General features: G+C 37.6%; 22 protein-coding genes and 1 tRNA gene. 12 read left to right on the top strand and 11 right to left on the bottom strand.

Going from position 1 to position 25,079, the window contains the following annotated elements; translation table 11 throughout:
• Nucleotides 1–38 precede the first annotated feature (38 nt).
• From Q0371_RS02685 to Q0371_RS02710, 6 genes are all read right to left on the bottom strand, one after another.
• On the bottom strand, nucleotides 39–1,163 hold the full coding sequence (locus Q0371_RS02685) for an alpha-hydroxy-acid oxidizing protein (protein WP_251556409.1): 1,125 nt from the start codon (nucleotides 1,161–1,163) through the stop codon (nucleotides 39–41).
• Between the two features lie 19 nt (nucleotides 1,164–1,182).
• Nucleotides 1,183–1,893: an ABC transporter ATP-binding protein gene (locus Q0371_RS02690; protein WP_169360093.1), complete on the bottom strand. Its 711-nt coding sequence runs from the start codon at nucleotides 1,891–1,893 to the stop codon at nucleotides 1,183–1,185.
• Nucleotides 1,886–2,659, bottom strand: coding sequence for an ABC transporter ATP-binding protein (locus Q0371_RS02695; protein WP_251556410.1), 774 nt, complete (start codon nucleotides 2,657–2,659; stop codon nucleotides 1,886–1,888). Before Q0371_RS02695 ends, Q0371_RS02690 begins: the two co-directional genes overlap by 8 nt.
• The gene (locus tag Q0371_RS02700; protein ID WP_298467940.1) at nucleotides 2,631–3,611 is read right to left on the bottom strand and encodes a branched-chain amino acid ABC transporter permease; all 981 of its coding nucleotides are present in this window, start codon (nucleotides 3,609–3,611) and stop codon (nucleotides 2,631–2,633) included. The genes Q0371_RS02695 and Q0371_RS02700 overlap by 29 nt, the downstream gene beginning before the upstream one ends.
• Before the next feature lie 7 nt (nucleotides 3,612–3,618).
• Nucleotides 3,619–4,503, bottom strand: coding sequence for a branched-chain amino acid ABC transporter permease (locus Q0371_RS02705; protein WP_169360078.1), 885 nt, complete (start codon nucleotides 4,501–4,503; stop codon nucleotides 3,619–3,621).
• Between the two features lie 69 nt (nucleotides 4,504–4,572).
• Nucleotides 4,573–5,727, bottom strand: a complete 1,155-nt coding sequence (locus Q0371_RS02710) for an ABC transporter substrate-binding protein (RefSeq protein WP_298467944.1) — start codon at nucleotides 5,725–5,727, stop codon at nucleotides 4,573–4,575.
• A gap of 518 nt (nucleotides 5,728–6,245) precedes the next feature.
• On the opposite strand from Q0371_RS02710, the gene Q0371_RS02715 reads away from it, so the two are divergent.
• The 9 genes from Q0371_RS02715 (at nucleotide 6,246) to Q0371_RS02755 (ending at nucleotide 16,421) form a co-directional block, all read left to right on the top strand.
• Nucleotides 6,246–7,763, top strand: a complete 1,518-nt coding sequence (locus Q0371_RS02715) for a T7SS effector LXG polymorphic toxin (protein ID WP_298467949.1) — start codon at nucleotides 6,246–6,248, stop codon at nucleotides 7,761–7,763.
• Nucleotides 7,764–7,770: 7 nt separating this feature from the next.
• Nucleotides 7,771–8,307, top strand: a complete 537-nt coding sequence (locus Q0371_RS02720; RefSeq protein WP_298467952.1) for an ankyrin repeat domain-containing protein — start codon at nucleotides 7,771–7,773, stop codon at nucleotides 8,305–8,307.
• Nucleotides 8,300–8,638, top strand: coding sequence for a DUF2185 domain-containing protein (locus Q0371_RS02725; RefSeq protein WP_169360074.1), 339 nt, complete (start codon nucleotides 8,300–8,302; stop codon nucleotides 8,636–8,638). Before Q0371_RS02720 ends, Q0371_RS02725 begins: the two co-directional genes overlap by 8 nt.
• Nucleotides 8,639–8,843: 205 nt before the next feature.
• Complete coding sequence (locus Q0371_RS02730; RefSeq protein ID WP_298467954.1) at nucleotides 8,844–9,641, top strand: ABC transporter ATP-binding protein; 798 nt, start codon at nucleotides 8,844–8,846, stop codon at nucleotides 9,639–9,641.
• Nucleotides 9,641–10,669: an iron ABC transporter permease gene (locus tag Q0371_RS02735; protein ID WP_298467984.1), complete on the top strand. Its 1,029-nt coding sequence runs from the start codon at nucleotides 9,641–9,643 to the stop codon at nucleotides 10,667–10,669. The genes Q0371_RS02730 and Q0371_RS02735 overlap by 1 nt, the downstream gene beginning before the upstream one ends.
• Nucleotides 10,670–10,695: 26 nt before the next feature.
• Nucleotides 10,696–11,685, top strand: coding sequence for an iron ABC transporter permease (locus Q0371_RS02740; RefSeq protein ID WP_298467987.1), 990 nt, complete (start codon nucleotides 10,696–10,698; stop codon nucleotides 11,683–11,685).
• Between the two features lie 70 nt (nucleotides 11,686–11,755).
• Entirely contained in the window at nucleotides 11,756–12,679 is a 924-nt protein-coding gene (locus Q0371_RS02745; RefSeq protein WP_298467957.1) for an ABC transporter substrate-binding protein, read from the top strand.
• Between the two features lie 144 nt (nucleotides 12,680–12,823).
• A complete protein-coding gene (locus Q0371_RS02750) occupies nucleotides 12,824–15,985 on the top strand; it encodes a DEAD/DEAH box helicase (protein ID WP_298467960.1) in 3,162 nt (1,053 codons plus the stop codon).
• 85 nt (nucleotides 15,986–16,070) lie between these two features.
• Nucleotides 16,071–16,421, top strand: coding sequence for a hypothetical protein (locus Q0371_RS02755; protein WP_298467963.1), 351 nt, complete (start codon nucleotides 16,071–16,073; stop codon nucleotides 16,419–16,421).
• Between the two features lie 78 nt (nucleotides 16,422–16,499).
• Here Q0371_RS02755 and Q0371_RS02760 read toward each other — a convergent pair whose 3' ends face one another.
• Nucleotides 16,500–19,388, bottom strand: a complete 2,889-nt coding sequence (locus Q0371_RS02760) for a DEAD/DEAH box helicase (protein ID WP_298467990.1) — start codon at nucleotides 19,386–19,388, stop codon at nucleotides 16,500–16,502.
• Nucleotides 19,389–19,393: 5 nt separating this feature from the next.
• On the bottom strand, nucleotides 19,394–19,804 hold the full coding sequence (locus tag Q0371_RS02765) for a (deoxy)nucleoside triphosphate pyrophosphohydrolase (protein WP_298467966.1): 411 nt from the start codon (nucleotides 19,802–19,804) through the stop codon (nucleotides 19,394–19,396).
• A gap of 430 nt (nucleotides 19,805–20,234) precedes the next feature.
• On the opposite strand from Q0371_RS02765, the gene Q0371_RS02770 reads away from it, so the two are divergent.
• Nucleotides 20,235–20,816: a hypothetical protein gene (locus Q0371_RS02770; RefSeq protein ID WP_298467969.1), complete on the top strand. Its 582-nt coding sequence runs from the start codon at nucleotides 20,235–20,237 to the stop codon at nucleotides 20,814–20,816.
• A 133-nt stretch (nucleotides 20,817–20,949) separates the two neighbouring features.
• Complete coding sequence (locus tag Q0371_RS02775) at nucleotides 20,950–21,312, top strand: hypothetical protein (RefSeq protein ID WP_298467972.1); 363 nt, start codon at nucleotides 20,950–20,952, stop codon at nucleotides 21,310–21,312.
• Between the two features lie 576 nt (nucleotides 21,313–21,888).
• Here Q0371_RS02775 and Q0371_RS02780 read toward each other — a convergent pair.
• On the bottom strand, nucleotides 21,889–22,764 hold the full coding sequence (locus Q0371_RS02780; RefSeq protein WP_298467975.1) for a radical SAM/SPASM domain-containing protein: 876 nt from the start codon (nucleotides 22,762–22,764) through the stop codon (nucleotides 21,889–21,891).
• 164 nt (nucleotides 22,765–22,928) lie between these two features.
• On the opposite strand from Q0371_RS02780, the gene Q0371_RS02785 reads away from it, so the two are divergent.
• Entirely contained in the window at nucleotides 22,929–23,927 is a 999-nt protein-coding gene (locus Q0371_RS02785; protein ID WP_298467978.1) for a Gfo/Idh/MocA family oxidoreductase, read from the top strand.
• A gap of 192 nt (nucleotides 23,928–24,119) precedes the next feature.
• Here Q0371_RS02785 and Q0371_RS02790 read toward each other — a convergent pair whose 3' ends face one another.
• On the bottom strand, nucleotides 24,120–24,806 hold the full coding sequence (locus Q0371_RS02790; protein WP_169360065.1) for a hypothetical protein: 687 nt from the start codon (nucleotides 24,804–24,806) through the stop codon (nucleotides 24,120–24,122).
• 136 nt (nucleotides 24,807–24,942) lie between these two features.
• Nucleotides 24,943–25,013: transfer RNA gene (locus tag Q0371_RS02795), tRNA-Gly, on the bottom strand.
• Nucleotides 25,014–25,079: the final 66 nt, after the last annotated feature.

Consider the following 25,079-nt stretch of genomic DNA (forward strand, 5'->3'; position numbering starts at 1 on the left):
GGCAAGGATGCTTATTTCTGCATCCTTGCCTTTTCTCTTTATTTCTTTCTTCTAATAAGCGATGAATTAACCTCGTTCATCGATGCACAACCAGATAATGCTAAAGTAACATCAATATCATTAATCATGTTACGTAATACATGTTCTACTCCTTGCTCGCCGGCAGTGGCCAAACCATAGATAAAAGGTCTGCCAAGTAAAACTACATCTGCCCCAAGAGCCTTTGCTTTAATGACATCAGAGCCCCGTCTGATACCACTATCCAATAACACTGGAATATTCCCCTGAATAACTTCCGCGACGGAGGGGAGTGCCTCTAATGACGAAATACAGCCATCCAGCTGCCTTCCTCCATGATTGGAGACTATAATTCCATCGACTCCGTGGAGTAAAGCTTTTCTTGCATCTTCCTCATGAAGGATGCCTTTCAGTAAAATGGGAAGCTTCGTATGCTCCTTAATGGTTTTAAGATTTTCCCAGGTTAATGAAGGATTAAAGATAATATCAACAATACTTTTAATGACCTCCGGATCGTCAGCGGAAGGGGGGCTAGTAAATCGACCTTGAAAGACAGGGTCGTATAAGTAGTTAGCAGCCCCTTTTCCCAGTTTTAAAGGAGAATAGCGATTGTTCAAATCACGCTCTCTATTTCCAAGAAGGGAGGTGTCAATCGTAATGACGATAGCAGAATAACCTGCTTTTTCTGCGCGACGAACCATACTTATCGCCATTTCCTCATCATTGGACCAATACAACTGATACCAGCGAGGGGTGTCTCCTAGATTAGCGGCAATTTCCTCTAAAGGATAAGAGGATAATGTACTAGCTATAAAAGGGACTCCACATGCTGCAGCAGCACGTGCGGAAGCCAGTTCACCTTCAGGATGGAAAATACTTTGAACCCCGATTGGTGCTAGTGCAAAAGAGGAAGGGAAGGTAGTTCCCAGCAAAGTAGTGGAGGTGTCTCGACTGCTCACATCATTTAAATATTGAGGGACGATACACCAATCCTCAAAGGCTGCCTCATTGGCACGAAGGGTGCTTTCATTACCAGCACCACTATGGACGTATGTAAACGGTCCTTTTTCAATAGATTTAGAGGCCAATTCTTCTAAAAGAGAAATTGAATGTGGTAACTCCAGCTGTGAAATAGAACGGGTCATATAAGCTCCTCCTTAAATACTAACTCGTTTTCTTACCTAAATATGCCTCAACAACTCTTGGGTCTTCTAGTAAGCTATTTGCTTCTCCGTTAATAATGATTTTTCCGGTTTCCATGACATAGCCATAATCCGCAACCTTGAGTGCCTGCTTTGCATTTTGTTCCACCAACAATACAGTCGTACCGCTAGCTTTAATTTCACGAATCATTTTAAAGATATCGGCAACTATTAATGGTGCTAGCCCCATAGAAGGTTCATCTAGCAATAGCAACTTCGGTTTGGATAGCAGTGCTCTTGCGATGGCAAGCATTTGCTGCTGCCCACCGGATAAGGTACCGCCTAACTGATCCTCCCGTTCTTTTAAAATAGGGAACTGTTCCATAACATTTTCCAAATCTTTTTTTATGTCCTTATCATTCCTGTGATAAGCTCCCATTTCCAGGTTCTCTAGAACGGTCATGCTAGAAAGGATAGCCCTTCCCTCAGGGACAAGGGCAATACCTTTTCTGACAAGCTGGTCAGGTCTCATGCCAGTAATGTTCTCACCTAAAAACTCAACAGTTCCTTTTTGAGGCTTTAGTAGGCCAGTAATTGTTTTCATCGTTGTCGTTTTCCCAGCACCGTTTGCACCGAGGAGGGTGACAACCTGACCCTGCTCTACGACAAGGTTTACATTTTTAAGAGCTTGTATTTTTCCATAAAATGTTTCAATTCCTGTTACCTTAAGCAATTTCTTCATCCTCCTCTGATCCGAGGTAAGCTTCTATTACATCCTGATTATTTTGAATTTCAATAGGAGTACCTTCCGCAAGCTTCTTCCCAAAATTTAAAACTGCAATTCGGTCGCAAAGCTTCATCACAAAAGGCATGTCATGCTCAATCAGTAAAACAGTTACTCCACGCTTTTGAACTTTTTTTATCAACTCAAATAGGTTCTCTGTTTCTGTTTCATTCATACCAGCTGCAGGCTCATCTAATAATAATAGCTTTGGATTACTTGCCAGGGCACGGGCTATTTCTAATCTTCGCTGTTGACCGTAAGCTAAGTTCTCTGCAATTGTTTCTTCGTATGGGGAGAGACCCACTAACTCTAACAGCTCCAAAGCCGCCTCATAATTACCTTTCTCTTCTTGTTTTTGTGACTTTGTTCTAAGTACACTTTTTAAAACCCCGGATTTATTTCGACAATGGGCACCTACCAATACATTTTCCAAAACGGACATTTGAGAAAACAACCTGATGTTTTGAAACGTACGACAGATTCCCTTATCTGTGATTTTATGAGGTTTCATACCTGAAATATTTTTCCCTAGAAATAAGATTTCTCCAGAGGTTGGGGCGAACATATTCGTTATTATATTGAACATAGTTGTTTTACCAGCCCCATTTGGTCCGATTAATCCGAAAATTTCTCCTTCGTTGATTTGGAATGAAACGTCCGTTAAGGCTGAGATTCCACCAAAGTTTTTAGTTATATTTTTTAACTCTAATACCATTGGAATCCCTCCTTTTAAATGTAAATGTTCGTTTTAGCCAATTTAATACGGGAACATCTATAATTCCTTGTGGGCGGAAAGCCATCAATACAATTAGAATAATCCCGTAAATCATATATCGATATTCACTAATAAATCGTAATGCCTCTGGAAGCAATGTCATAAAGGTTGCTCCGAATATTGCTCCCCATATAACCTCGCTTCCACCAAAAATGGAGAAGATTAAAATATCAATGGCACGGTGATACGCAAAGTCTGCAGGACTGATATAAGCTAATACATGAGCGTAAAGAGCACCAGCAAAGCCAGCCAAAATTGCACCTTGTGTAAAGGACAATACTTTGTAATAAGTGATATTAATACCCATTGCTTCTGCCGCTTTTTCATCCATTTTAATGGCAGCGTATGCTCTACCAACACGTGACTTGTTCTGTCTGATAAAAAACCAAACAATAAATATAGTGATGATCAATAAAACAAGTACTACTATTAAATAAATAGCTTGATTGTTTTTAAGTCCAAGCATATCGGGATCAAATCCTAAATCTCTAAAAAATTGAAACAGCTCTCTACCAAGATGAGGTATACCAGACAAGCCAATCGAGCCCTTGGTCACGGAGTCCCAGTTCACAAAAATTACTCGAAGTACTTCTCCAAAACCGAGTGTTGCAATAGCTAGATAAACTCCACTCAATCTTAATGCAGGAATACCAATTAAAATTCCGAAAGCTCCTGCAACTACTGCTCCCAAAACAATACTTAAATAAAGAGGGACCTCAAAGTTGATCGTTAGGAGTGCAGAAGTATAGGCTCCGATACCCATGAAACCTGCATTTCCTAAAGATAATTGCCCGGAGGAAAGCGTTATGTAAATGCTTATCCCTAAGATAATATTGATAAGAATAAAAGAGATAATCTGTAAATAGTATGGATTTAAAATTTCTCCTAGCATATGATCATCACCTTCCTACCTCAGCAGTTTTCTTGCCGAAAATACCCTGTGGACGTATGAGAAGGATAAAGATAATAGCAACGAAGGCAACGGCATCTCTATACCCCGAATCTCCGTAGGCAACAATCATTGTTTCAGAAAGACCAAGGAGTAATCCTCCAACCATCGCCCCTTTTACATTTCCCATACCGCCTAATATGATAATGGCTAAGCCTTTTAAGCCCATGGACAAGCCCATCTGTGGATTAACGGAGTTAAAGGCCATACCTACTAGAATTCCTGCTATTCCACCCAGGGCAGAGGCAAGTATGACAGTTGTTGTAATAGTACGTTTCGTATTTACACCAAGTAGACTAGCGGTCTCTAAGTTTTCGGCAGTAGCGCGCAGAGCCTTTCCAGCTTTCGTTTTAGAGAGCCAATACGAAAGTACGATCATAAGGGTAATAGAAATCGCAAAGATTAAAATCTGCACTAAATAAATAGTGATGGAACCAACTTGGATTTGAATTTGTGCAAAAGAATGTCGAAACGGATGATTACCGGCTCCAAACAAATGATGCGAAAGGTTCTCCAACAATATGGAAACCCCAATAGTGCTGATTAAAGGGGCTAGATGTGAAACACCCTGTTTCCCTCGAAGCGGTCGAAGTGCAATCTTTTCTAACAAATAGCCCAAGATTGCGGTAACGATTACTGCAGAAAGAAATGCTACCCAAAGTGGTAATCCTAATACGCTAGTTACCAACACTCCTATAAAAGCACCTATCATGAAAATTTCTCCATGAGCCATGTTAATAATGCCGAGTACACCAAAGACCAGTGTAAATCCAAGGGCAACAATTGCATAAATGCTTCCGAGTGTTATACCGTTAATAATTTGTTCTAAAAGCATGAAAGCTCACCCTTTCAAAATAAGGTAAGGGCTATTCACCCTTACCTATCATCGTTAGATTTTATTTACTTACTCAAATAATTTAAATTCCCCATCCTGAATGATCAGTACAGTAGGGTCCATGATTACATCGCCCTCTTCGTCAAAAGAGATCTTCCCAAGAATACCTTCTAAATCTTTTATTTCAGCTAGAGCATCGCGGAGTGCATCACGATCTGCTTCCCCAGCATTTTTTAGTGCCTCTGCGTAAATATAAAGAGCATCATAGGCCTGTGCAGCAAATTGGTCTGGCTTGTGCCCATACGCTGTCTCATATTTCTCTACAAAAGCCTTCACTTTTTCATCGGGTTTATCAGCAAACCAAGGAGTTGCAACGATTAATCCGTTAGCTGCTTCCCCAGCAATCTCAATTACTTGAGGTGAGTTGAAACCATTCCCTCCTACAAAAGGAACTTCAATTCCCATTTTTCTCGCTTGATCCATAATTACTGCACCCTCGTTGTATAGTGCCGAAGCCAAGATTAAATCTGGCTGAAGATCTTTAATTTTAGTAAGCTGTGCATTATAATCGGACTGTCCTTTTTGGAAAGTCTCGATTGTTAATATTTCTAGTCCCATATTTTCAGCTTCAGCCTTCATCGTATCGAATCCAGATTGAGTGAATAAGTCATCGTTTCCATATAAAATGGCTACTTTTTTAGCACCGTACTTGTCTACTGCCTTCTCTAATGCTGCTGGAATAGCCAAAGATTCCGGTATAGAGTTACGGAATACATAATCCCCAATTTGAGGAATACCAGCGGCTGTAGTCGATGTTCCCATAATTGGAATACCATTAATATCAGCCTCAGGGCCAACAACGTTCATTTCCGTACTTAACGTTGGTCCTATAATGGCAACAATGTCATCCTGACTCATTAATTTTTGGCCAACTGATAATGCCTGCTCTTGTTTTCCGACAGAATCCTCGATAACAAGCTCAATCTTTACGTCGCCCTTTTCATTAATTTCTTCTAAAGCTAGCTTTAATCCATTTGTAATCGCTTCCCCATAAGCTGCGCCTGGACCTGTCATGTAAGAAATAACCCCTATTTTGGCTGAAATCGTGCCATTAGCGTCCTTACTGCCTTCTCCATTTGTAGACTCCCCAGTTCCACAAGCTGCCAGGAAAACTAACATCGTAACGGTAAAAATAATAGATAACTTTTTAAAAACATTTCCCATACCCCAAACCCCCTAAAAAAGATTTATAAAACATATATCTATATTAAAACTATTAACTCCATAATGTAAAGTTAATATTTTGAATAATTGAAATAATAAAATAATAATATATTGATATATGAAATATAGAACTAGTCATGTAAATAGAGGTTTCAAAGAAAAGATTAATAAGATTAAATTATTTAAAAATAAAGCTATTACGTATAAAACTAGTAGGGTGTATCTTACATAAATTCAAGTTTGCTTCTGACTTTGCTGTCCAAAAGATCAAGATTGGCCCAAACGCTTTTATTTACAAAGATCAACTTCTTCGTGAGCCTTTTATCACAATAAAGCTTAAAATTCAATTACTTTGGAATTATTTGTTGTTTATAATAGAGTTCTGACTTTACCTCTATATACAAAAATGGAATATTATAACTAATATTAATTTTTAAAAGGAGGAGTTTTATGTGCAGAGGCAAGCAAACAGGGGATGGTTGTAAGGTCGTTAGAAGAGCTAAAAGGAAAAGCATACTATGAAAATATTAGATGTAGACTTATTAGAAAATGGACTTCAGCGGATTGGGAATCAACAGGAGAGATTAAGAACTGAAATGACTGCTATACAGCAATCTATCGAGGCATTAATAGATATGGACGAAGTACTGAAAGGGAAAGGTGGAACAGCGATTAGGTCCTTCTATGAAGAGTGTCACCTCCCTCTTCATCAAACCTTTCAATTGTTTTCTCAACATTTTTCAGAAACCTTAGTGAATATAAATAATGCTTTAGAATCACTGGAGTCAAGCACAGAAGGCTATATAGTGGAAACGTATTTGGAGGGTGAAATAGAGACAGGACTGACGAGTATCTCACAACTCACTAGTGATTTAACTAACCAATCAAATGACATTATGAATCAAGTTAGCGATATTGTACCCCTTCCTCACTTAGATGATAGTCTGGTGCAAGAAGGAGTAGGCAATTCAAGAAAAAGTAAAGATGAAACGATAGACAAGCTTCATGAGTTTGATACCTCTCAAAAAAATGCTTTATCCTCTATAGAGGAAGGTATTAATTTAATGAATCAATGGGTTTCTATGATTGAATCATTATTTTTATCCGGACGTACAGATATGAGATTTGAGACGAACCAATGGAAAGCATTGACGTTGAACAGTGAATTAAAAGATATAGTAGATTCGAAGACATATCCAATGATTACTTGTACTGCAGGAGACAATGTAGACGAATTAATAGGGACAGAGATTGATCCGGAGATACTGAGCATTATGGAAAATGGTAGAATTAAATCAGTTGAAGGGGAACCGGATGAAACTATGTTGTTTGTCAGGTATCATGCTTATGACAATGGACTTATCGTAAAAGAGTTTCAAAAAATTGAATCCGATCAAATTCAATATGAAATAGTATCCAAGGTAGAGGAAGCGCAGGAGTCAGAGGATAAAAACGGTTTTGAAATGGCCGCTGATTTTCTGATTATGGATGATATCAGAACATTAACAGATCCAAATGCATCTTTTTTAGATAAAGGAATAGCTGCCGCCTCTGTTATCCCTATTCCTGTTGGAAAACTTGTAAAAGGCGGTTCGGCAGCAGTCAAAGCTATAGACAACGCTGCTGATGCTTCAAAGGCAGCAGATAAGGTTAGAGATGCTTCTAAAATTGTAGATGAGTTACCTCCTATAGAAAATGGACCATATATAAAAAATGGAAAACCACGTGGAAGACCACAATTATCAGGTGACAAAAAATTAGAATTTGAACGGAAGGTATATGACGACAATGTTGGACCTGATGGCATTTTACGTGATCCAAATACAATGGAGGTCCTTGACTGGAAGCCTGGTCAACCAAGAAGAGGTGCAGTAGACTTTGGACATCGCCAAGGTTATGAGTATCATCCTATGTTTGAAAAATATAGAAATCGTGAAATAACTTTAGACGAGTTGAAAGAGTTCCAATTTAATCCCGAAAACTTTAGGATAGAGAGTCCTGGAGCAAATAGGAGTCGTAAATTCGAAGGGAAATGATAACGATATGAAAATAACAAATGTGTTTGATGCAGTACTAAAAGGAACCTTTGAGGATTTTAAAAGTTTCTATAATGGAGAAGTAAATCAGATAAATCCACATAGCAAGTTAAATTTATTGTCTACCGCAATGCTTAATTATGAGAAACCCAATGATAAGCTGGAGATTATTCAGTATCTATTAGAAAATAGTGTAGATATTTCTTTTACAGATTCTCTATATAAAAGGAATGCTCTACATACTTTCTTTTTTAACGTTATGAAAGGCCCACAAGAATATATGGAACAAGTTGTGAGACTGCTAGTGGAAAATGGTGTAGAGGTAAACGGTTTAGATAAGTTCCATTCGATACCCTTAAAGTATGCGATAACAGTCAATAAAAATACTACAGAGGATATGAAAGGAATTTATTCTTATTTAGTGGAAAAGGGATCTGATGTGAACATTAAGGATACCTTTAATAAATCAATAGTAGACTACGCAAAAGAGTTTCCTTGGAGAAATGAATTTTTGGAAATAGTAAAGGAGTATGAGCATGGATAATAAAAATGATGCATATGGCGGCTTCATGGTTTCTAAAAACGTCTTGAATGGAGTGCCAATCAGATATAGCTTTAGAGAACCGAGTTCTATACCTCAGTTAAACGGCTGGAATCTTTTCTCGGAGTTAGACGATGATGAATATGTAAACAATCCGGATAACTTTGTCATTGTGAATGCTGAAACTATTTATTCTTTAGCACCACAGATGCTAGAAATTTTTGATGCTCCTTATGGTACTGACCTTTTTTGGGTATATGAAGAAAACATACACATCGGTTTTTATGATTTGGTGGCAGATAAGATAACGTCAATTGAACAGATTCTAGCGTAGGCTTAGATGCTCCTAGTTTTGGAGTTTACAAAGTTTAAAAATGGATAGGCACAACCATATAGGAGGGTGGTCATGACGTGTGTCTTGATCACCCTCTTATTCCTTATATTTCCTACACTTATCTGTCATTGACTTTAAAGTAAGTTGTCTATATCGTTAAATGATGATAATGGTTATCAATAAAATTCAGTGAGATAGGATACATATGATAAATAACTTTCAAACAAAAAATCTATCAATAGCCTACGATAAAAAAATAATTGTAGATGATTTAAATATTTCTATTCCAATCGGAAAAGTTACTGCATTGGTAGGAGCGAATGGCTCTGGGAAATCAACGATATTAAAAACGATTGCTCGTTTACTAGAGCCTCAGAGTGGCCAAGTTTTGCTGGATGGGGAAGCCATCCATACCTTCTCTACTAAAGAGATCGCAAAGAGATTAGCAATATTACCACAGAACCCAATTGCACCAGACGGATTGACGGTCAGTGAGCTAGTTGCTTATGGAAGATATCCACATCAGAAGGCATTCAGTACAAATACAAAGCAAGACTTTGAAATTATCCAATGGTCAATGGAAGCTACAGGTTTAATAGAATTTCAAAATCGTCCAGTAGATGAGCTGTCTGGCGGTCAAAGGCAGCGAGCATGGATCGCCCTGGCGCTAGCTCAAAAAACAAATATTTTATTGTTAGACGAACCCACGACTTTTTTAGATATGGGTCATCAGTTAGAGGTTCTAAAGCTTATCCAAAAACTAAATCGAGAAGAGCAATGTACTATTGTGATGGTTGTACATGACTTAAACCATGCCACTCGTTTTGCAGATCATATTATATGTATTAAAGAAGGTAAAGTGATCAGTAAAGGAAATCCCCACGAGGTTGTGACAGAGGAAGTTATGAAGGACGTGTTTCAAATCGAAGCTACTATTTGGATTGAACCAAAAACAGGGGTTCCGATATGTATTCCAATGGATGTGATAGGTGAAGAGAAGTGATAGATGATAAAACAACGGATCTTTATTGTAAGGAAAGCAATAGAAGGTTTTATGTGACCTTTTTTATAAGTGTATTGTTGTTACTCGTTAGCATGCTGTTTGCATTTTCCTTTGGTGCAAAAAGCTTGCCCTTGGAAACGGTTTGGAATGCTCTTTGGAAAGGTAGTCAAGACAATATAGATTATCAAGTTCTTCAGTTTGTTCGGTTTCCTCGAGTATTAGCTGCTGCGTTAGTAGGGGCTGCCTTTGCAGTGGCAGGCGCTTTAATGCAAGGAGTAACTAGAAACCCTTTAGCTGATGTCGGAGTTCTAGGTATTAACGCTGGAGCAGCCTTTGTTGTTGCCCTTACGTTTGTCTTCTTTCCGCAACTTCCATTCTCTGCTCTTATGGTTCTTTCGTTCCTAGGGGCAGCCTGTACGACCATGCTCATTTTTTTACTTGGTATGAACTCCCCAGGTGGGCTAACGCCAATTAAGCTCACACTGGCTGGCACCGTGATCGCCTCTATGCTTCATTCTTTAACTTCTGGTATAGCTATTTACTTTGAGCTTAGTCAAGACTTGGCATTTTGGTATGCAGGTGGAGTTGCAGGAGTGGAGTGGGCGCAGCTTTTATTAATCGCACCTATTTTGCTTATTGTTTTAATGTTCTCTATGCTGCTTGGTAAGCCTTTATCATTGATGGCTATGGGAGAAGAAATAGCTACTAATTTAGGCTTAAATACAAAGAGAATACGATTGCTTGCTGTGTTATGTGCCTTGTTGTTGGCCGGAGTCTCTGTTTCCGCAGTTGGTTCCATCGCTTTCGTAGGATTAGTCATTCCACATATTTCTCGGAAGCTAGTCGGGGTAGATTATCGATTTGTCCTTCCGATGAGCGCAGTACTTGGAGCTTTTTTGTTAGTAGTTGCTGATTTGGTTGCACGAACCATTGATCCACCGAAGGAATTTGCTATAGGTGTTATCGTTGCCATGATTGGTGTTCCTTTCTTTTTATTTATTGCTAGAAGGGAAAAGAGACGACTATGAATATGTTTCAGAAAAGAAAACAAAAGATGAGAAAAGTTGGATTTGTTCTATTGATAGTGGTTCTGATCACCATATTATATGGGTTGAATACAGGCTCTTTAAAAATAGCTCCTTTTGATGTTATAAAAACATTGCTTGGACAAGGTACGGATATATGGGAAATGATTTTATTCGACTATCGTTTACCGAGAATCTGTATAACAGTATTAGCAGGCTTTGGGCTTGGCGTAGCAGGTGCAATTTTTCAAAGCATTACCCGAAATCCATTAGCTGACCCAGGTGTTTTAGGTATACATGCAGGAGCGGGCGTCGGCTTAATGATTTATATGACATATTTTACTTCCTTAAATACACTGCCTGCTCTTACGATTCCTTTGTTTACATTTGCAGGGGGTATAATGGCAGCCACGTTGATCATGTTGTTTGCTTATGAAAAAGGGAAAGGCCTTTTGCCTAATAGATTATTGCTAGTAGGTATAGCAATTGCAGCAGGATTTAATGCAGTTACCTTATATTTATCCCTCCAGTTAGATGAAAAAACTTATTCATTCGCAGCTAGCTGGCTACTAGGTAATATTTGGGGGAGAGACTGGATTCATGTGTATGCGCTGTTGCCGTGGATTATATTGCTTATACCTATTGTATATATGAAAAGTAAGACGTTAAATAGCTTTTCTCTAGGTGACTCCTTAGCTATGAGTATTGGGACGAGAGTGAATTATGAACGGATTAAATTGTTAGGACTTGCGGTTGCCTTATCTTGTGCAAGTGTGGCGATGACTGGAGGAATTGGATTCATAGGTCTTGTGGCACCTCATATTGCAAGAAGATTAGTAGGCCCAGCTCACGAATATTTATTGCCAATTTCGGGATTGGTAGGGGTAGTAATTTTAGTGTTATCCGATACGATAGCCCGCTCTATATTTGAACCTAGCGCAATTCCTGCAGGAGTGATTGTCTCGGCGATTGGAGCTCCATACTTTCTATACTTGCTATTCAAAGCAAAAAAATACTAAAAAACGTTGTGTTTCAGCATTTTCTAATTTATAATGATAATCGTTATCAATTAAAGATTAGGAGAGAACAATGAAAAAAATATTAGTTATAATGACAGCATTGCTGCTATTGTTGTTAGCCGCATGTGGTTCAGAGACAAAAGATGATACAACGACAGATAAAAAAAGTGAGTCAGCAGTTGATGAAACAGTAACAACTGATGAATATGATAAAAAAGTAGCCTCTATCTCCATCTTTTTAACGGGAGATTTAATGGCTTTAGGAATTACTCCAGATGGAACGACAACGAGTGATTACTTACCACTTGATCCGGAGCGTTTCCCTTCTACAGAATATCTAGGTTTCACAAAAGAGCCAGATATGGAAGCTTTGATTGCCATGCAACCTGATGAAATCTTTATCGATGCAGAGTTTGCAGAGAAGCATGGTTTAGATAAATACGAAGCAATTGCAACGACACATGTGATTAACCTAGACGAAGGTCGATGGAAGGATCACCTGCTAAATATCGCTGAAATTACGGACCGTAAACAAACAGCAGAGGAATTTATCGCTGACTATGATGCTCAAGTAGAGAAGGTCGCTACTCTAGCTAAAGAAAAAATTGGTGATGGCACTGTAATGGCAGTGCGAGTATCTGCTAAAGGTATTCGTGTCTATGGGATGGAACGACCACTTGGTCCAATCCTATTTGAAGACTTGAAATTTACTCCTGCCAACGGCGTAGATCAAATAGATGGTAATTGGGAAAATATTTCGAAGGAAGTACTCCCTGATTTCAATGCGGACACAATGTTTGTCCTAGTTTCTTCTGTTGATGAAGGTAGTGAGGAAGTTTTTGAAGAGCTACAAAATGATCCTATCTGGCAAAGTCTAAATGCTGTTAAAAATGACCAAGTATTTGTTATAGGTGAAAATCCATGGTTAGATTATTCAGCTTATGGAAACAAATTGGCATTAGAAAATTTACAAGAAATTTTAGAGTCTAAATAATAGGAGAGATGGACGTCCAACAATGGGCGTCCTTTTCTTTTTGTCTATGCTGTTGATCGTAAAGAATGCACAAGGCGCACAAACATTCCTATCATGCTAAAATAGAGCTAACTAGAAACAGAAACAGAGAAAGGGTTTTAGATGATGAATAGTACGATAAACGAAAAGAAAATTAAAGAACTATGTGGCATTACTGCTTTTAAAAAGGGTAAGGCTTATTTTCTTGCGGATAAGGTGCATCTTCATCCTAGCCCTAAAGATGAAAAGGTGATGAAAGCTACTGTAAAGGCAGGAGAGGATTTCATTGTCACTATAAAAGCTGACTCCGTCGGAGAGGTTGTGGCCTCTTGTACATGTCCCCCTGTCGGTTTTGTTTCCACCTATTGTCAGCATATTGCGGCTGCTCTCATCTCACTCGATGAAAAGCAACGAATGGATGGTTATTTAGCAGAAAGAATGCTAAATCTATTTGAAAAAAAGACCTCACCCCCTACAGGAAAGCAGCTGCACTTTGATGAAAGAAAGATACTGGAGATGGAGTTCACGTGCTGTACAGTTCCTTTGGAGGGAGGGGCTTACGGATTCGGTATACAGTTGGCTGTTGGCCCCGAACCATTTCAAGAAATAAAGCAGGTAGCAAAATTTCTCTATGAAATGGAAAGAAGAAGACCTTTCGAATATTCACCAGGCTATTCCTACGCACCGGAGGTCTTTAGCTTTACAAAGGAAACGGATGACGTACTTCAAATATTAATGAAAAGTCAGCGCATAAATAGTAAGGCATTAATACAGGATGATATTTTGCTTATGTCGGCCACCGATTGGGATAGACTTCTCCCTTTACTCATAAAAGCACCGAGAGTTAAGTTTCTACATGATGATTTTTACTATGAAGGTATTCAGCTTGGTCAAGAGCTGCCGATACGTTTTGAATTTGATGAAGCGAAGAAGCCTGACTATCAGTTGAACGTAAAAGGTCTCGATATGGTGACCGTATACAGATCCTATGGCTACGCATTCTCTAAAGGGGTGCTATACAAGCTACAGCCGGAGGAGACAAGCAGACTGGCAGAACTAAAAAGCATGCTGGACCAATCTGGTAAGCATGAGCTAATCATTCTAGAGAACAATATCGACCAATTCATGAAAACAGTTCTACCAGGCTTGATGAAGCTAGGTCAGGTCTACATAGCGGAGCCTATCTCTAAAAGGATGGGAGAAACTCCTCTAAAGGCGAAGCTGTTTCTCGATAGGGTGAAAAATCGCCTGCTTGCTGGCTTAGAGTTCCATTACGGCCATCTGCTAGTCAATCCCTGTGAGGAAACAGAGGAGTCATTCACCCATTTTCCTGGTATACGGCGTCAGAGAGAGAAGGAGCTCGAAATCATGAAGCTCTTGTTGGACTGCGGGTTCACCCAAACGCCAGGGGGATTTTACTTAATGGATGAGGAAGAAGAATATAACTTCCTGTATTATGTATTGCCAAATGTTGAAAAGTGGGTGCAGGTATACGCTTCTACTGCTGTGAAATTACGGGTAGTGAAGGAATATACAGGTCCAAAGATAAGGATTGAGATGAAGGAAAGAACCGAGTGGCTAGAGTTTCGCTTTGAGCTAGACGGTATAAAGGAAAAAGAAATTCAACAGCTGATGACAGCCATTGAGGAAAAAAGAAGATTTTATCGGATACCAAACGGGAATCTAGTGTCGCTTGAAACACCTGAATTTGTAGACCTTGCAAGATTCATGGAGGACATGGAGGTAAGCAGTGAACATTTTCGGGACGGGATGCAGGTTCCTATTTTAAAGGGAATGCAGATTGCACAGACACTAAGTCGAGGGGATCTGCTTGAGCCAGGACAAAGATTTGCTAAGCTCCTTAAGAATCTAAATGAGCCGGAGAACCTGGAAGAGGATGTACCATTAGGGTTAGAAAATGTATTACGAGACTACCAAAAGTCGGGCTTCAGATGGTTTAAACTGATGGCATCATATGGTTTTGGAGGTATACTCGCAGACGATATGGGGCTAGGGAAAACACTTCAAAGTATTGCCTTTATTGAATCGGTGCTATCAGAATCTCGTGTTCGAAAACAGCCCATATTGGTCGTTACGCCTGCATCACTCCTCTATAATTGGAAAAACGAGCTAGGCAAGTTTACTCCACATATAGATGTACAAATCATCGATGGCAGTAAGGCAGACAGAAATGCGGCATGGAAAGCTGGGATAGAGGCTGATGTCCTCGTCACCTCCTATCCTTCCCTACGAATGGACACAGAGTGTTACAGAGATCTTTTCTTTCATACTGTATTTTTTGATGAGGCGCAGGCTTTTAAAAATCCAATGACAAAAACAGCTCGGGCAGTGAAAATGCTACAGGCCAAGCATCGATTTGCACTTACCGGGACACCAATAGAAAACTCTTTAGACGAGCTTTGGTCTATTTTCTATGTTGTATTTCCTGGTCTATTGCCAAACAGAAGAGAATTCAGTGAGATGAGAAGAGAGCATATCGCCAAACAAGTTCGCCCATTTATATTGCGGCGTATGAAAACGGATGTTTTACAAGAGCTGCCTAAGAAAACGGAAATGGTCATCTATTCCGAACTGCAGGTCGAGCAAAAGAAACTATATGCCGCACACCTAGCAGAGCTTAAGCATGATGCCCTTAAACATTTAAAGAAAAAAACCTTTCGGAAGAATCGCATTAAATTTCTCGCTGGGCTAACTAGACTACGACAATTGTGCTGTCACCCAGCCCTCTTTGTAGAAGGCTATGAAGGGAGCTCTGCTAAATATGAGCAGTTAATGGAGATTCTAGAGGATTGCCGAATGACTGGTAGACGAGTGCTTGTCTTTTCTCAGTTTACTCAAATGCTAGCCATCATCCGCAAGCAGCTCATTAAGCAGGGAGCACCTTACTTTTATATAGACGGACAAACCCCACCAGTTGATCGTGTCAGTCTATGCGAACGATTTAACAACGGAGAGGGTGACTTATTCCTCGTGTCATTGAAGGCAGGGGGAACAGGGCTTAATCTCACCGGAGCAGATACAGTGATATTATATGACCTTTGGTGGAACCCAGCAGTGGAGCAGCAAGCAGCAGATCGTGCTCACCGCATGGGCCAAACAAATGAGGTCCAAGTCATTCGATTGGTAGCAAAAGGCACCATTGAAGAAAAAATTACACAGCTCCAGCATAGAAAACAAAATCTAATAGAAGAAGTAATCCATTCCGGACAAGATATATTAGCTGGAATGAATGAAGAAGACATTTTAGAGGTTTTGATGGGGGAGTAACTTATTAATATAAAGTAATAAAAGATACTAGTATTTAAAAAGGAACGCGGATTTACAGAACTAATTGAAGAAGGGGGAATGTGGTATGCAGAAAGATAATTTAACAACCGCAAAGGACAAAGCAAAAAGCTTTACGAAAGCAATGAGAGAATACTTTGGGGATCGAGTAGATAATTTTTCAATTTACAATCTAATGGATACACCTCATCAAACGTTCTCGATAGATTTTCAAGCATACAAATACTTCATTATTACTTTAGGTTATGATAGAGGCAGTTTTGGATGTGCTATTAACTACGGGAAATCTAATGTGAGTTTAGAAAACAGTCAGAAATGGTTTGATGAAGCAGATATGAATATCTTCTTAAAGGAATTGGAGCAACAGCTAGAATTAAGAATACCGGATAAATTTTTAGGGTTTTATGGGTGGAAATAAAGGATAAGAGATTAGTAAAAGAATTATTAATGAAAAAAGAGCATCTTTAACATAAAAGTTAGAGATACTCTTTTTTTATTATTCTTCTACTAAATAGTGGTATATATCATACTGAACGGGTTGTTCTAAAATCATGTTCATAGTAGCTACACTGTATTCTTTTCCTTTGTCGATAAGGGTGTCATTTTGTGCACTTTTTGGGTCCACTTCAACTTCTCCAAGGTAGTAAAAATCTTTACCTTCACCGTTATGTTTTTTGACAAACAGATGAACCTTTATATTAGAGTCGGTAGAATTAACAATGGGAGAGATGTCCTTAGCTGTAATTTTTCTATTCTTTGTTGAACACCACTTAAAAACATCTGCTGATAAGAACTCGTCCATGTATTTAACTTCTGATTCATCATCGTCAGCTTTGTGGTAATTCACAAAAATAGGACATTTATTCATTTTAACTCGTCCGCCGTTTAAGGTACCTTCTTCATTAGCAGGCCAGTTTAAAAGTCTACATACATCTTTTCTAGAGTATTTCTCATATAAAGTAAATGGATTCAATTTTTTGTATTTTTTATTTTTTTCAAAACTACATAAAATTATATCCTCTAGCAACGATCTAAATGAATCTTTTTCAATACTTTTTTGTAGTTTCTCATTTAGTTTATATATACCATTCTCTATAAAAATAATTGGTATTGAACCATAGTTTTTCTGTGCTGTTGTAACAAAAAAGTCTAAAGATAGTAAATTTTCTACTGAAAAAATAGTTTCATCATCAATATATGTTCCGTAATCTTGTAATAATTTTAGATAATCTATTTTAGAAATTTCCTTTTGATCCAGCAAACATTGGATTAATAAAACTTCATGGATTCTTTTTCCGTTTATTAATTCTTGAGAAAACATTGTTAATACTGCTTGTTCATATGCGTCTATTTCTACAACAGGTTCATTAATACTAGATAAAAAATCAAAGTAATTTTTCTTGTTCATAAAAATTACTTCTGGATCTATTGAATTGTTTTTAATAAAATCTATTAGCTTAGGAACCCTACCTAAACGATTTTTTAGCTCATAGTATGGAGCTTTTAGAAACTCCATATTAGACAATTTCAATTTTTTATTATCAATAGCATCAAAGATACGCTTCTTAGCAATTTCTTCGAAGTTAATTGTTGAAACTCCTTGAATGTAATTGGTGTTAACTGTTCTTCGACGAACATTATCCTTGTTCATAGACTGATCACCAGAAAGAGCAATGGGGATAAGATAATTATTTTTATAGTTGCCTATAAAGTCAATAATAGTAACGTATTCTTTCTCGTCATGTTTGCGTAGACCACGACCTAGTTGTTGAATAAAAATAATGCTAGATTGTGTTTGTCGAAGCATGATAATTTGGTTTAAAAATGGAATATCAATACCCTCATTAAAAATGTCCACGGTTAAAATATAATCGAGTTCATAGCGTTCCAATTTACTAATAGCATCTTCTCTTTCGGATTGTTTATTATCACCTGTAAGAGCAACTGTTCTTATATGATGAGTTTTTAACACTTTTGAAAGCTCATGTGCTTCTTGCTTTGAACTACAAAAAATTAAACCTCGTACTCCCTTTCCAGAATAACCGTAGTAATTAATCTTCTCTAAGATATGCTGGACACGTTCCTCAGAAACTAAGCGCTGTAAAGAAGAAGTATCATCAATTATCTCTCCATCTCTTTCATAGTCTGTTACCCCAAAATAATGAAATGGACAAAGCATTTCTTCTTCCAAAGCGGCCTGTAGTCTAATTTCATATGCTACTTTGTAGTCAAAAAGTTCAAATATATTGAAGTTGTCTGTACGTTCGGGAGTGGCTGTCATTCCTAAAAGAAATTCTGGTTCAAAGTAATTTATAATGCTTTGATAAGAATTTGCCCCTGCACGATGAACTTCGTCTATTAGAATGTAATCAAAATCGTCTTTAGAAAATTGTTGTAAATGACGTGTTGATGACAAAGTTTGAACAGTGGCAAATAAGTATCTTGCATTCGTTTGTTTTGTATTACCTGAAAGGATTCCATAGTCATCATAGTGACCACCTAATATCTTTCTATAGTCTTGTAGTGCTTTTTTTAAAATTTGCTCTCTATGCACGATAAACAGCATTTTCTTTGGAGCAAAGTTTCGAACATCAAAAGCAGATAGGTAGGTTTTCCCTGTACCAGTAGCAGAAATAATTAACCCTTTATTAGCCCCTTTTTCACGAAGATTTCTTAATTGGCCAAGTGCTTCTACTTGCATTTTATTAGGCTGGATTGCAAGGCTATCGGCTAGTTGGTTTGATAAATATTGAGTGTTAACTTGAAGTACATTCGTAGTTTGATGGTTAATAAAAGGCTGGTTAACATAAGTCAGATTGTAGTTGTTTATCCACTCTAAGGTTAAAGGTATTGATTCATTCCAAGCATCTTCGAATTGATTACGAAAGTGATGAATTATTTCACCCTCTTCAAGAGATGTTAAATAGACATTCCACTCATAGTTAGCTTTTAAAGCACTATCGGTTAAATTAGAGCTTCCAACTATTAGAGAGGAATATTCTTTATGTTCAAATATGTACCCCTTTGAGTGAAAACCTTTTACGCCAGTCAACCGAACTTCTACATTTTCTAGTTTTAATAACTCTTTAAACATTTTAGGTTGATTAAAATTTAAAAAGGTAGAAGTTAAAATTCGACCTTGAATACCTTTTAGCTGTAAATCATAAAGCATAGTTTTTAAAGTAGCTAAACCACCCTCAGTAATAAAAGCTACAGAAAAGATAAAAGTTTCGCATGTCTTCATTTCTTGAAGAAGTGTAGACAAGACATTTTCATGAGATTTATTTGAAAGTAACTTAGGTTTAAATTGTCCGGTTACGGGGCTATTCTTATCTATAAAACCTTTGTGCAATGAGTTCTTCATCTTACGAATCAATGGTTCTATTATAATCACATCATTTCATTTAATTTTTCACTAATAATTTTATTCACCGCAGGAATATCAGCAGGGGCAAAATTAAGTGTATGCAAATATTCCCTTTTGATCCATTTTGCATCCGCATGCTCAGATAAAACTGGAAAACCATCTAATAATTTTGCTTTATATGTTTCTAATCTAACTATAAAATTTTCATACTCATATGTAGTATCTTCAACTTTTTGACCTACTTGAATAGTGCAATTAAATTCTTCATGTATCTCTCGATATAATGCTTGTGTTGGTGTCTCGTCTTTCTCAATTTTACCTCCAGGAAACTCCCAAAGATTGGGAAGTGTCATTTTGGAACTTCTTAATGCACAAAAAATTTCATCGTTTTCGTTCTCAATAATTGCTCCTACGACATGAATTAATTTTTTCATAAAATATCCATCCTAAATTTTAATTTTATTTAAATTCATAGCTAATTATAAAATATAAAACAAAAAATTACTTCAAATGATTGGGAATTTATTTATTCTAGTCATTTAGCTAATGTAGATAATTACATCATGAATAATGAAGAAATAAGAACAGCTAAGTTTTTTTAGCACTATGGGTTTTAATTGAGTCAACTTATTACTTATGATTTAATGTTTGGCCCGTTTAAGTATAGACTATAACAAGTCAACGACTCGGGGATCAACAAAACAGGTAAGTTAACAGCACTGTGATTTATTTAGGTTTGCCTATAAAAGCAGGAATTATGAATTAGGTTCAATCGTAATGAATTTACACCTAAAATGGTACTCTTTGTTATTTTTAAGTAGAATAGGGTAGTAAGTAATAGATGTAATTAGGAGGAATTTTAAATTGAGAAAGTTAACTGTAGTTCTTATGATTTTTGTTTTGTTTTTATCAGCTTGTAGTAATGAGACTGATAAAAAGGAAGGAAAGTCAAAAGATGAAAAATCAAAAGATGAAATGGTCCAGGTAACAATTCCTTTTCGTTTTTATGATGGCGTAAGTGAGGAACAGGTACTTGAACAGGCGGACAAACTTGGGATAAGCAAAACTACAATAAATAAGGAAGATCGACTAGTTGAATATGAGATGACTAGAGGAACACAGGAGGAGATCAGTGCAGATTTAAAGAGCAACCTGAAATCGTTTGTAGAAGAAATAGAAGCGAATGAAGATATTAGCTCGATAAAGGGAATTGAATATAACAAGGAATACAATGACTATACCGCTACTGTAAACCGAGAGCTTTATGAAGCAGACGGCAATGCCCAGGGCTATGCTCTTTTAGGTCTTTTATTGAGAACACTTTATTACCATTATTTTAATGGGGAAGATTATGAAACGTATGAAGTAAAGATTGATGTAAAGGACGAGGATACGAACAAAGTATTTGATACAGTAGATTTCCCAGGTGAGGATGGTGGCTTTTAGAGATTAAATTCTACATTGATTTGTGGAAAAATAAGGATTGGGTAATTTAATCATATAAATGAAGAAGTTGGTTATACTTCTGTACACAGAGATTTTAAATGCTGTAATTTGTAGCTAAGCGAGAGGTGTTTAAATGCGAAAATCATGGGTAGCTTTATTGATATGCTGTATTTTACCAATCATTACTGGCTGTACAGAGTATGACCAAATGACCGTACAAAGTGAAATAATACAAGTTCATGCAGATAGCCCTTCCATCCTAATAGCAAATGGTAATAGATTCACGGAAGTTAGAGAAACAACAGGTAGTGAATTCACTATTGGAGAGAAGGTTGGGGAGGTACAAGAAAATGTCGGACGAGATATTGTACCAAGCAATAATCTTTCCTCCAATGCATTAGCGCCTGGAACGGAAATCTATTCCATTAACGAGGATCCGGATATTTACCTTGCCAAGATCTCTAGCAGTAGCTATATGATTTATATTAGTGAGTAGTTTGTGTGGATGAGTTGTTAAAATATAAAAAAAGTAAAGGTAAAAGTGACAAAAGCTAAGAGAGAATTTTCGCTTAACAGGTCTCTTTTACCTTTTTATAAAACGAAAATAGAACATATGTGTGGTGTAATAGAGAGATAATAGTGTGGTAGCTCAAGGGTGGTTGGTTCACTCCCGTTAGAGAGGGGGTGGTGCCTTGTCAGTATTCGAAGCATTGATGTTTGCGGTAGCATTTGCAACATTGGTCGTTGTAATATTGTCGTTTAACCATAAAAAATAACCCATCCTTAAGTTGAGAGCTCAGATGGGTTAATCCTAATGAAAGCCAATCCCCTTTGGGACCAACTATTATAATGGACTGGTTGATGCACTAACATCAATCAGTCTTTTTTAATGTACGCAGTTGTTACTTTTAGTATACGTTTGGACAAAAATCTTTTCAAGTAGTTCATCTTTTTTAAGTGACTGCTAATTACCCAAAGTGCGCTCTATCTAGATAAGATAAGGTATTAAGCGAGTAAGTATAAATCTTAAGAGCATTTTTTACAGTGAGTTTTTCCAATATCTTTTTTTAAATCAGACCCCAAACCGCTGTCTATACCCACATTTTCTACACATTTCCTCAACAGCTTCTCTTCTAGTGAAACCATCGTAAAGCGCATTTGCTCGTTCACCTTCAATTATTTCAGAGAAGGGGGTTTTGTTGATATTACCTAGGTTTATGACTCCTTCACCGTCTAAACAGCAGGGCACTACAGTTCCGTCTACCAGGATAGCAGCTTGACTTCGAAGAGCATGGCAGAAACCTTTCCCGTCGTCCTCTGGAGCCTGTAGACTTGGCCACTGGAATTCGTGATCTTGGTTTAAGAAGACATTTGGAGCGATTTTAATCCCTTTACCTGGTTGTACCTTTTCTTCAATTCTGAAGTCTAGGTTATATTCATTCTCTAAAATTTCTAATGTTTCTCTATTTCTCCGCTGTACTAGGTCTGACACCTGGTCTTGCTGGAGGTTCCATAAGCGGTAAGAAATAATTGTGTTATGCTCTCTCGAATCACGTACGAATTCAAGAATATCTCCTAAGTACTTTTCACGATTCTCAGATCCTTCATGACCATCAAAGCTGTGAAGAGAGAAGTTGATTTGACGAAGTGCTGGTTTACCTAATAATTTCTCTCTATTCTTTTTGATTAACGTTCCGTTAGTAGTGATATTAACCTTAAAACCCTTTGCATGAGAAGCATCTAGAAGCTGATCGATACGAGCGTGGAGTAGTGGCTCTCCTTTTACATGCAGGTAAATATATCTCGTATGGTCCTTTATTTGGTCAAGGATATTATTAAATGCATCTAATTTAATAATGTTAGCCTTACGAGCAGTGGGTGGACAAAAACTACAAGCAAGATTACAGACACTTGTAATTTCTATATACATCTTTTTAAAAGTTTTCAAGTTTTCTTCACCGTTCCAGTTCTATTTGATAAACAACTATACTCATTTTAACAGAAAAATATTTTAGGGGGAGAGCTTTCTAAAAGTATATTTTACGGTAGAAGGAAAACCTTCAGATTTTGCCGAATGAAGCATGAGAGATAATTTTAAAGGAGGCGTGTCTATTGGAAAAAAAGATTCGATGGGGAGTTTTAAGCACGGCGAGAATTGCAAGAGAACAGCTTATCCCGGCAATCCAAAGAGCTGGAAATGCTGAGTTAGTGGCTATTGCAAGTAGAGGAAGTAAAGTGCATGAGGTTGCAAAGGAATTAGAAATTAATATCGCTTATGAAAGCTATGAAGAGCTTCTCGCCAATCCAACTATTGATGCAATCTATATTCCCTTACCTAATCATTTACATAAGGAATGGGTGATTAAAGCAGCCAAGGCAGGAAAGCACGTACTTTGTGAAAAGCCAATTTCGCTTACGTCCCAAGAAGCAATCGAGATTATTGAAGTCTGTAAGGAACAAAATGTTAAATTCATGGAGGCTTTCATGTATCAGCTACATCCTCAGCATAATCGTGTGAAAGAGCTCATCTCGTCTGGGGTTATAGGAGAGATCAAACTGGTAACTGCCAGCCACTCGTTCTATATGGAAAATAGACAAAACGAGTTTAGAATGAATCTAGAGATGGGTGGGGGTAGTCTATTCGATGTAGGCTGTTATTGCATCCATGCCATTCGATATATGACCGGAGCAGAACCTGTTAGGGTGCATTGTATGGCAGATCTAGATAAGGAAACTAACGTTGACATAAGTGCATTCGGTACTTTACAGCTAGACAATGGTATTCATGCTACGTTTAATTGTAGCTTTGACATGGCTGGGAGAAATGAATATGAAATAGTGGGTTCTAAAGGAACGATTAAAGTGCTGTATGCATTTCGTCCTGACCAAAACGGCGGCTTAGGTAAAATAATGATTCAACAAGATGACATGACAAGTGAAGAAAATATTCCTGGTGATCTTTATCGAATAGAGGTCGAACATTTCTCCAATGCTATTTTAACGAATACAAATCCCGAGGTGACAGGCGAATTTAGTATTGGAAACATGCGTGTAATGGAGGCCTGCCTGGAGTCGATTAAAACGGGAAAAATTATGCAGATGGTAAATTAACAAAATACAGAAAGAAAAGCTAAACTCTTACTAGAACAGTTGTAAGAGTTTAGCTCTTCTTTTTTTAAAGACTCATTCTGTTTCCTTATAAACAAAGTAATCAAAATCAGCAGGGATGCAGACGTATCCTGACGTTATAAAAAAAATACATCTTCAATGAGAGATTGCTCCAATTGAAGATGTATATAAAATTTAGATATCTATAATATCATCGTATCCGACCATTTTATCCATATGACTGGCAATCATAGCTATAATAGTACTTGCCTCATCCTTAGTAAATGTAAAAGTACTCTCGTCCACTAGCTCTTGTTCAGTATCAGTCCAGCTGCGGTTTCTTCTGCGAAGAACACCATCACCATTGGCACTGTCTATTCCGAATTGATATGTTACTTCCATTTTATCATCTATTAAAAATGCAGTGATTTCAGGAGTTTCCCATTCTACATCAATTTCCTCTAGCATAATTTCGTCATCATCGTCATCGTCATCATCCTCATCATCGATAACGTAATCGTCAAGTCCATCTTCCTCATCCATGTAGATCCATTCAATATCACTATCGTCTTCCAGAAACTCGTGGAAGCTTTCATGAACTGCTTCTATTATATCCGTAATATCATCTAACATTATTCTGGTTGGCTGGTTCAACTGAACGTCAAAGCTTTCCACATAAAATTCTTCATTGTAAGGGTCAAAAAGTATAGTGCAAAAATAGTCTCGTTCTTCCTCATCCGTACTAGTAACAAAAAATTCGATTCTAGGATGCTTAGAGGCACGATTAATATTCATATGGCCGACTTGGTCATATTGCTCGCAGATCGAATTCAAATGATCCTGTAGTTCCTCTGTTACTCTGTCAAACCATTCTGTAGTCATAGTCATTACCGCCTCTCATCATATTCTTCTACTATCTTATCCCAATCTGGTCTTTTTATTCCTAGGATGAATAGAGAATAAAAAAGCGCAAAAAAAGACCTATTGATCTTTGCATCAATAGGTCTTTTTCATATGAAGCGGGTGAAGAGAATCGAACTCTCATCATCAGCTTGGAAGGCTGAGGTTTTACCACTAAACTACACCCGCATATTAATATAAATGGTGGCTCAGGACGGAATCGAACCGCCGACACAAGGATTTTCAGTCCTTTGC

It is taken from the genome of uncultured Psychrobacillus sp. (assembly GCF_938022135.1).
In the GTDB taxonomy this organism is placed as follows: domain Bacteria; phylum Bacillota; class Bacilli; order Bacillales_A; family Planococcaceae; genus Psychrobacillus.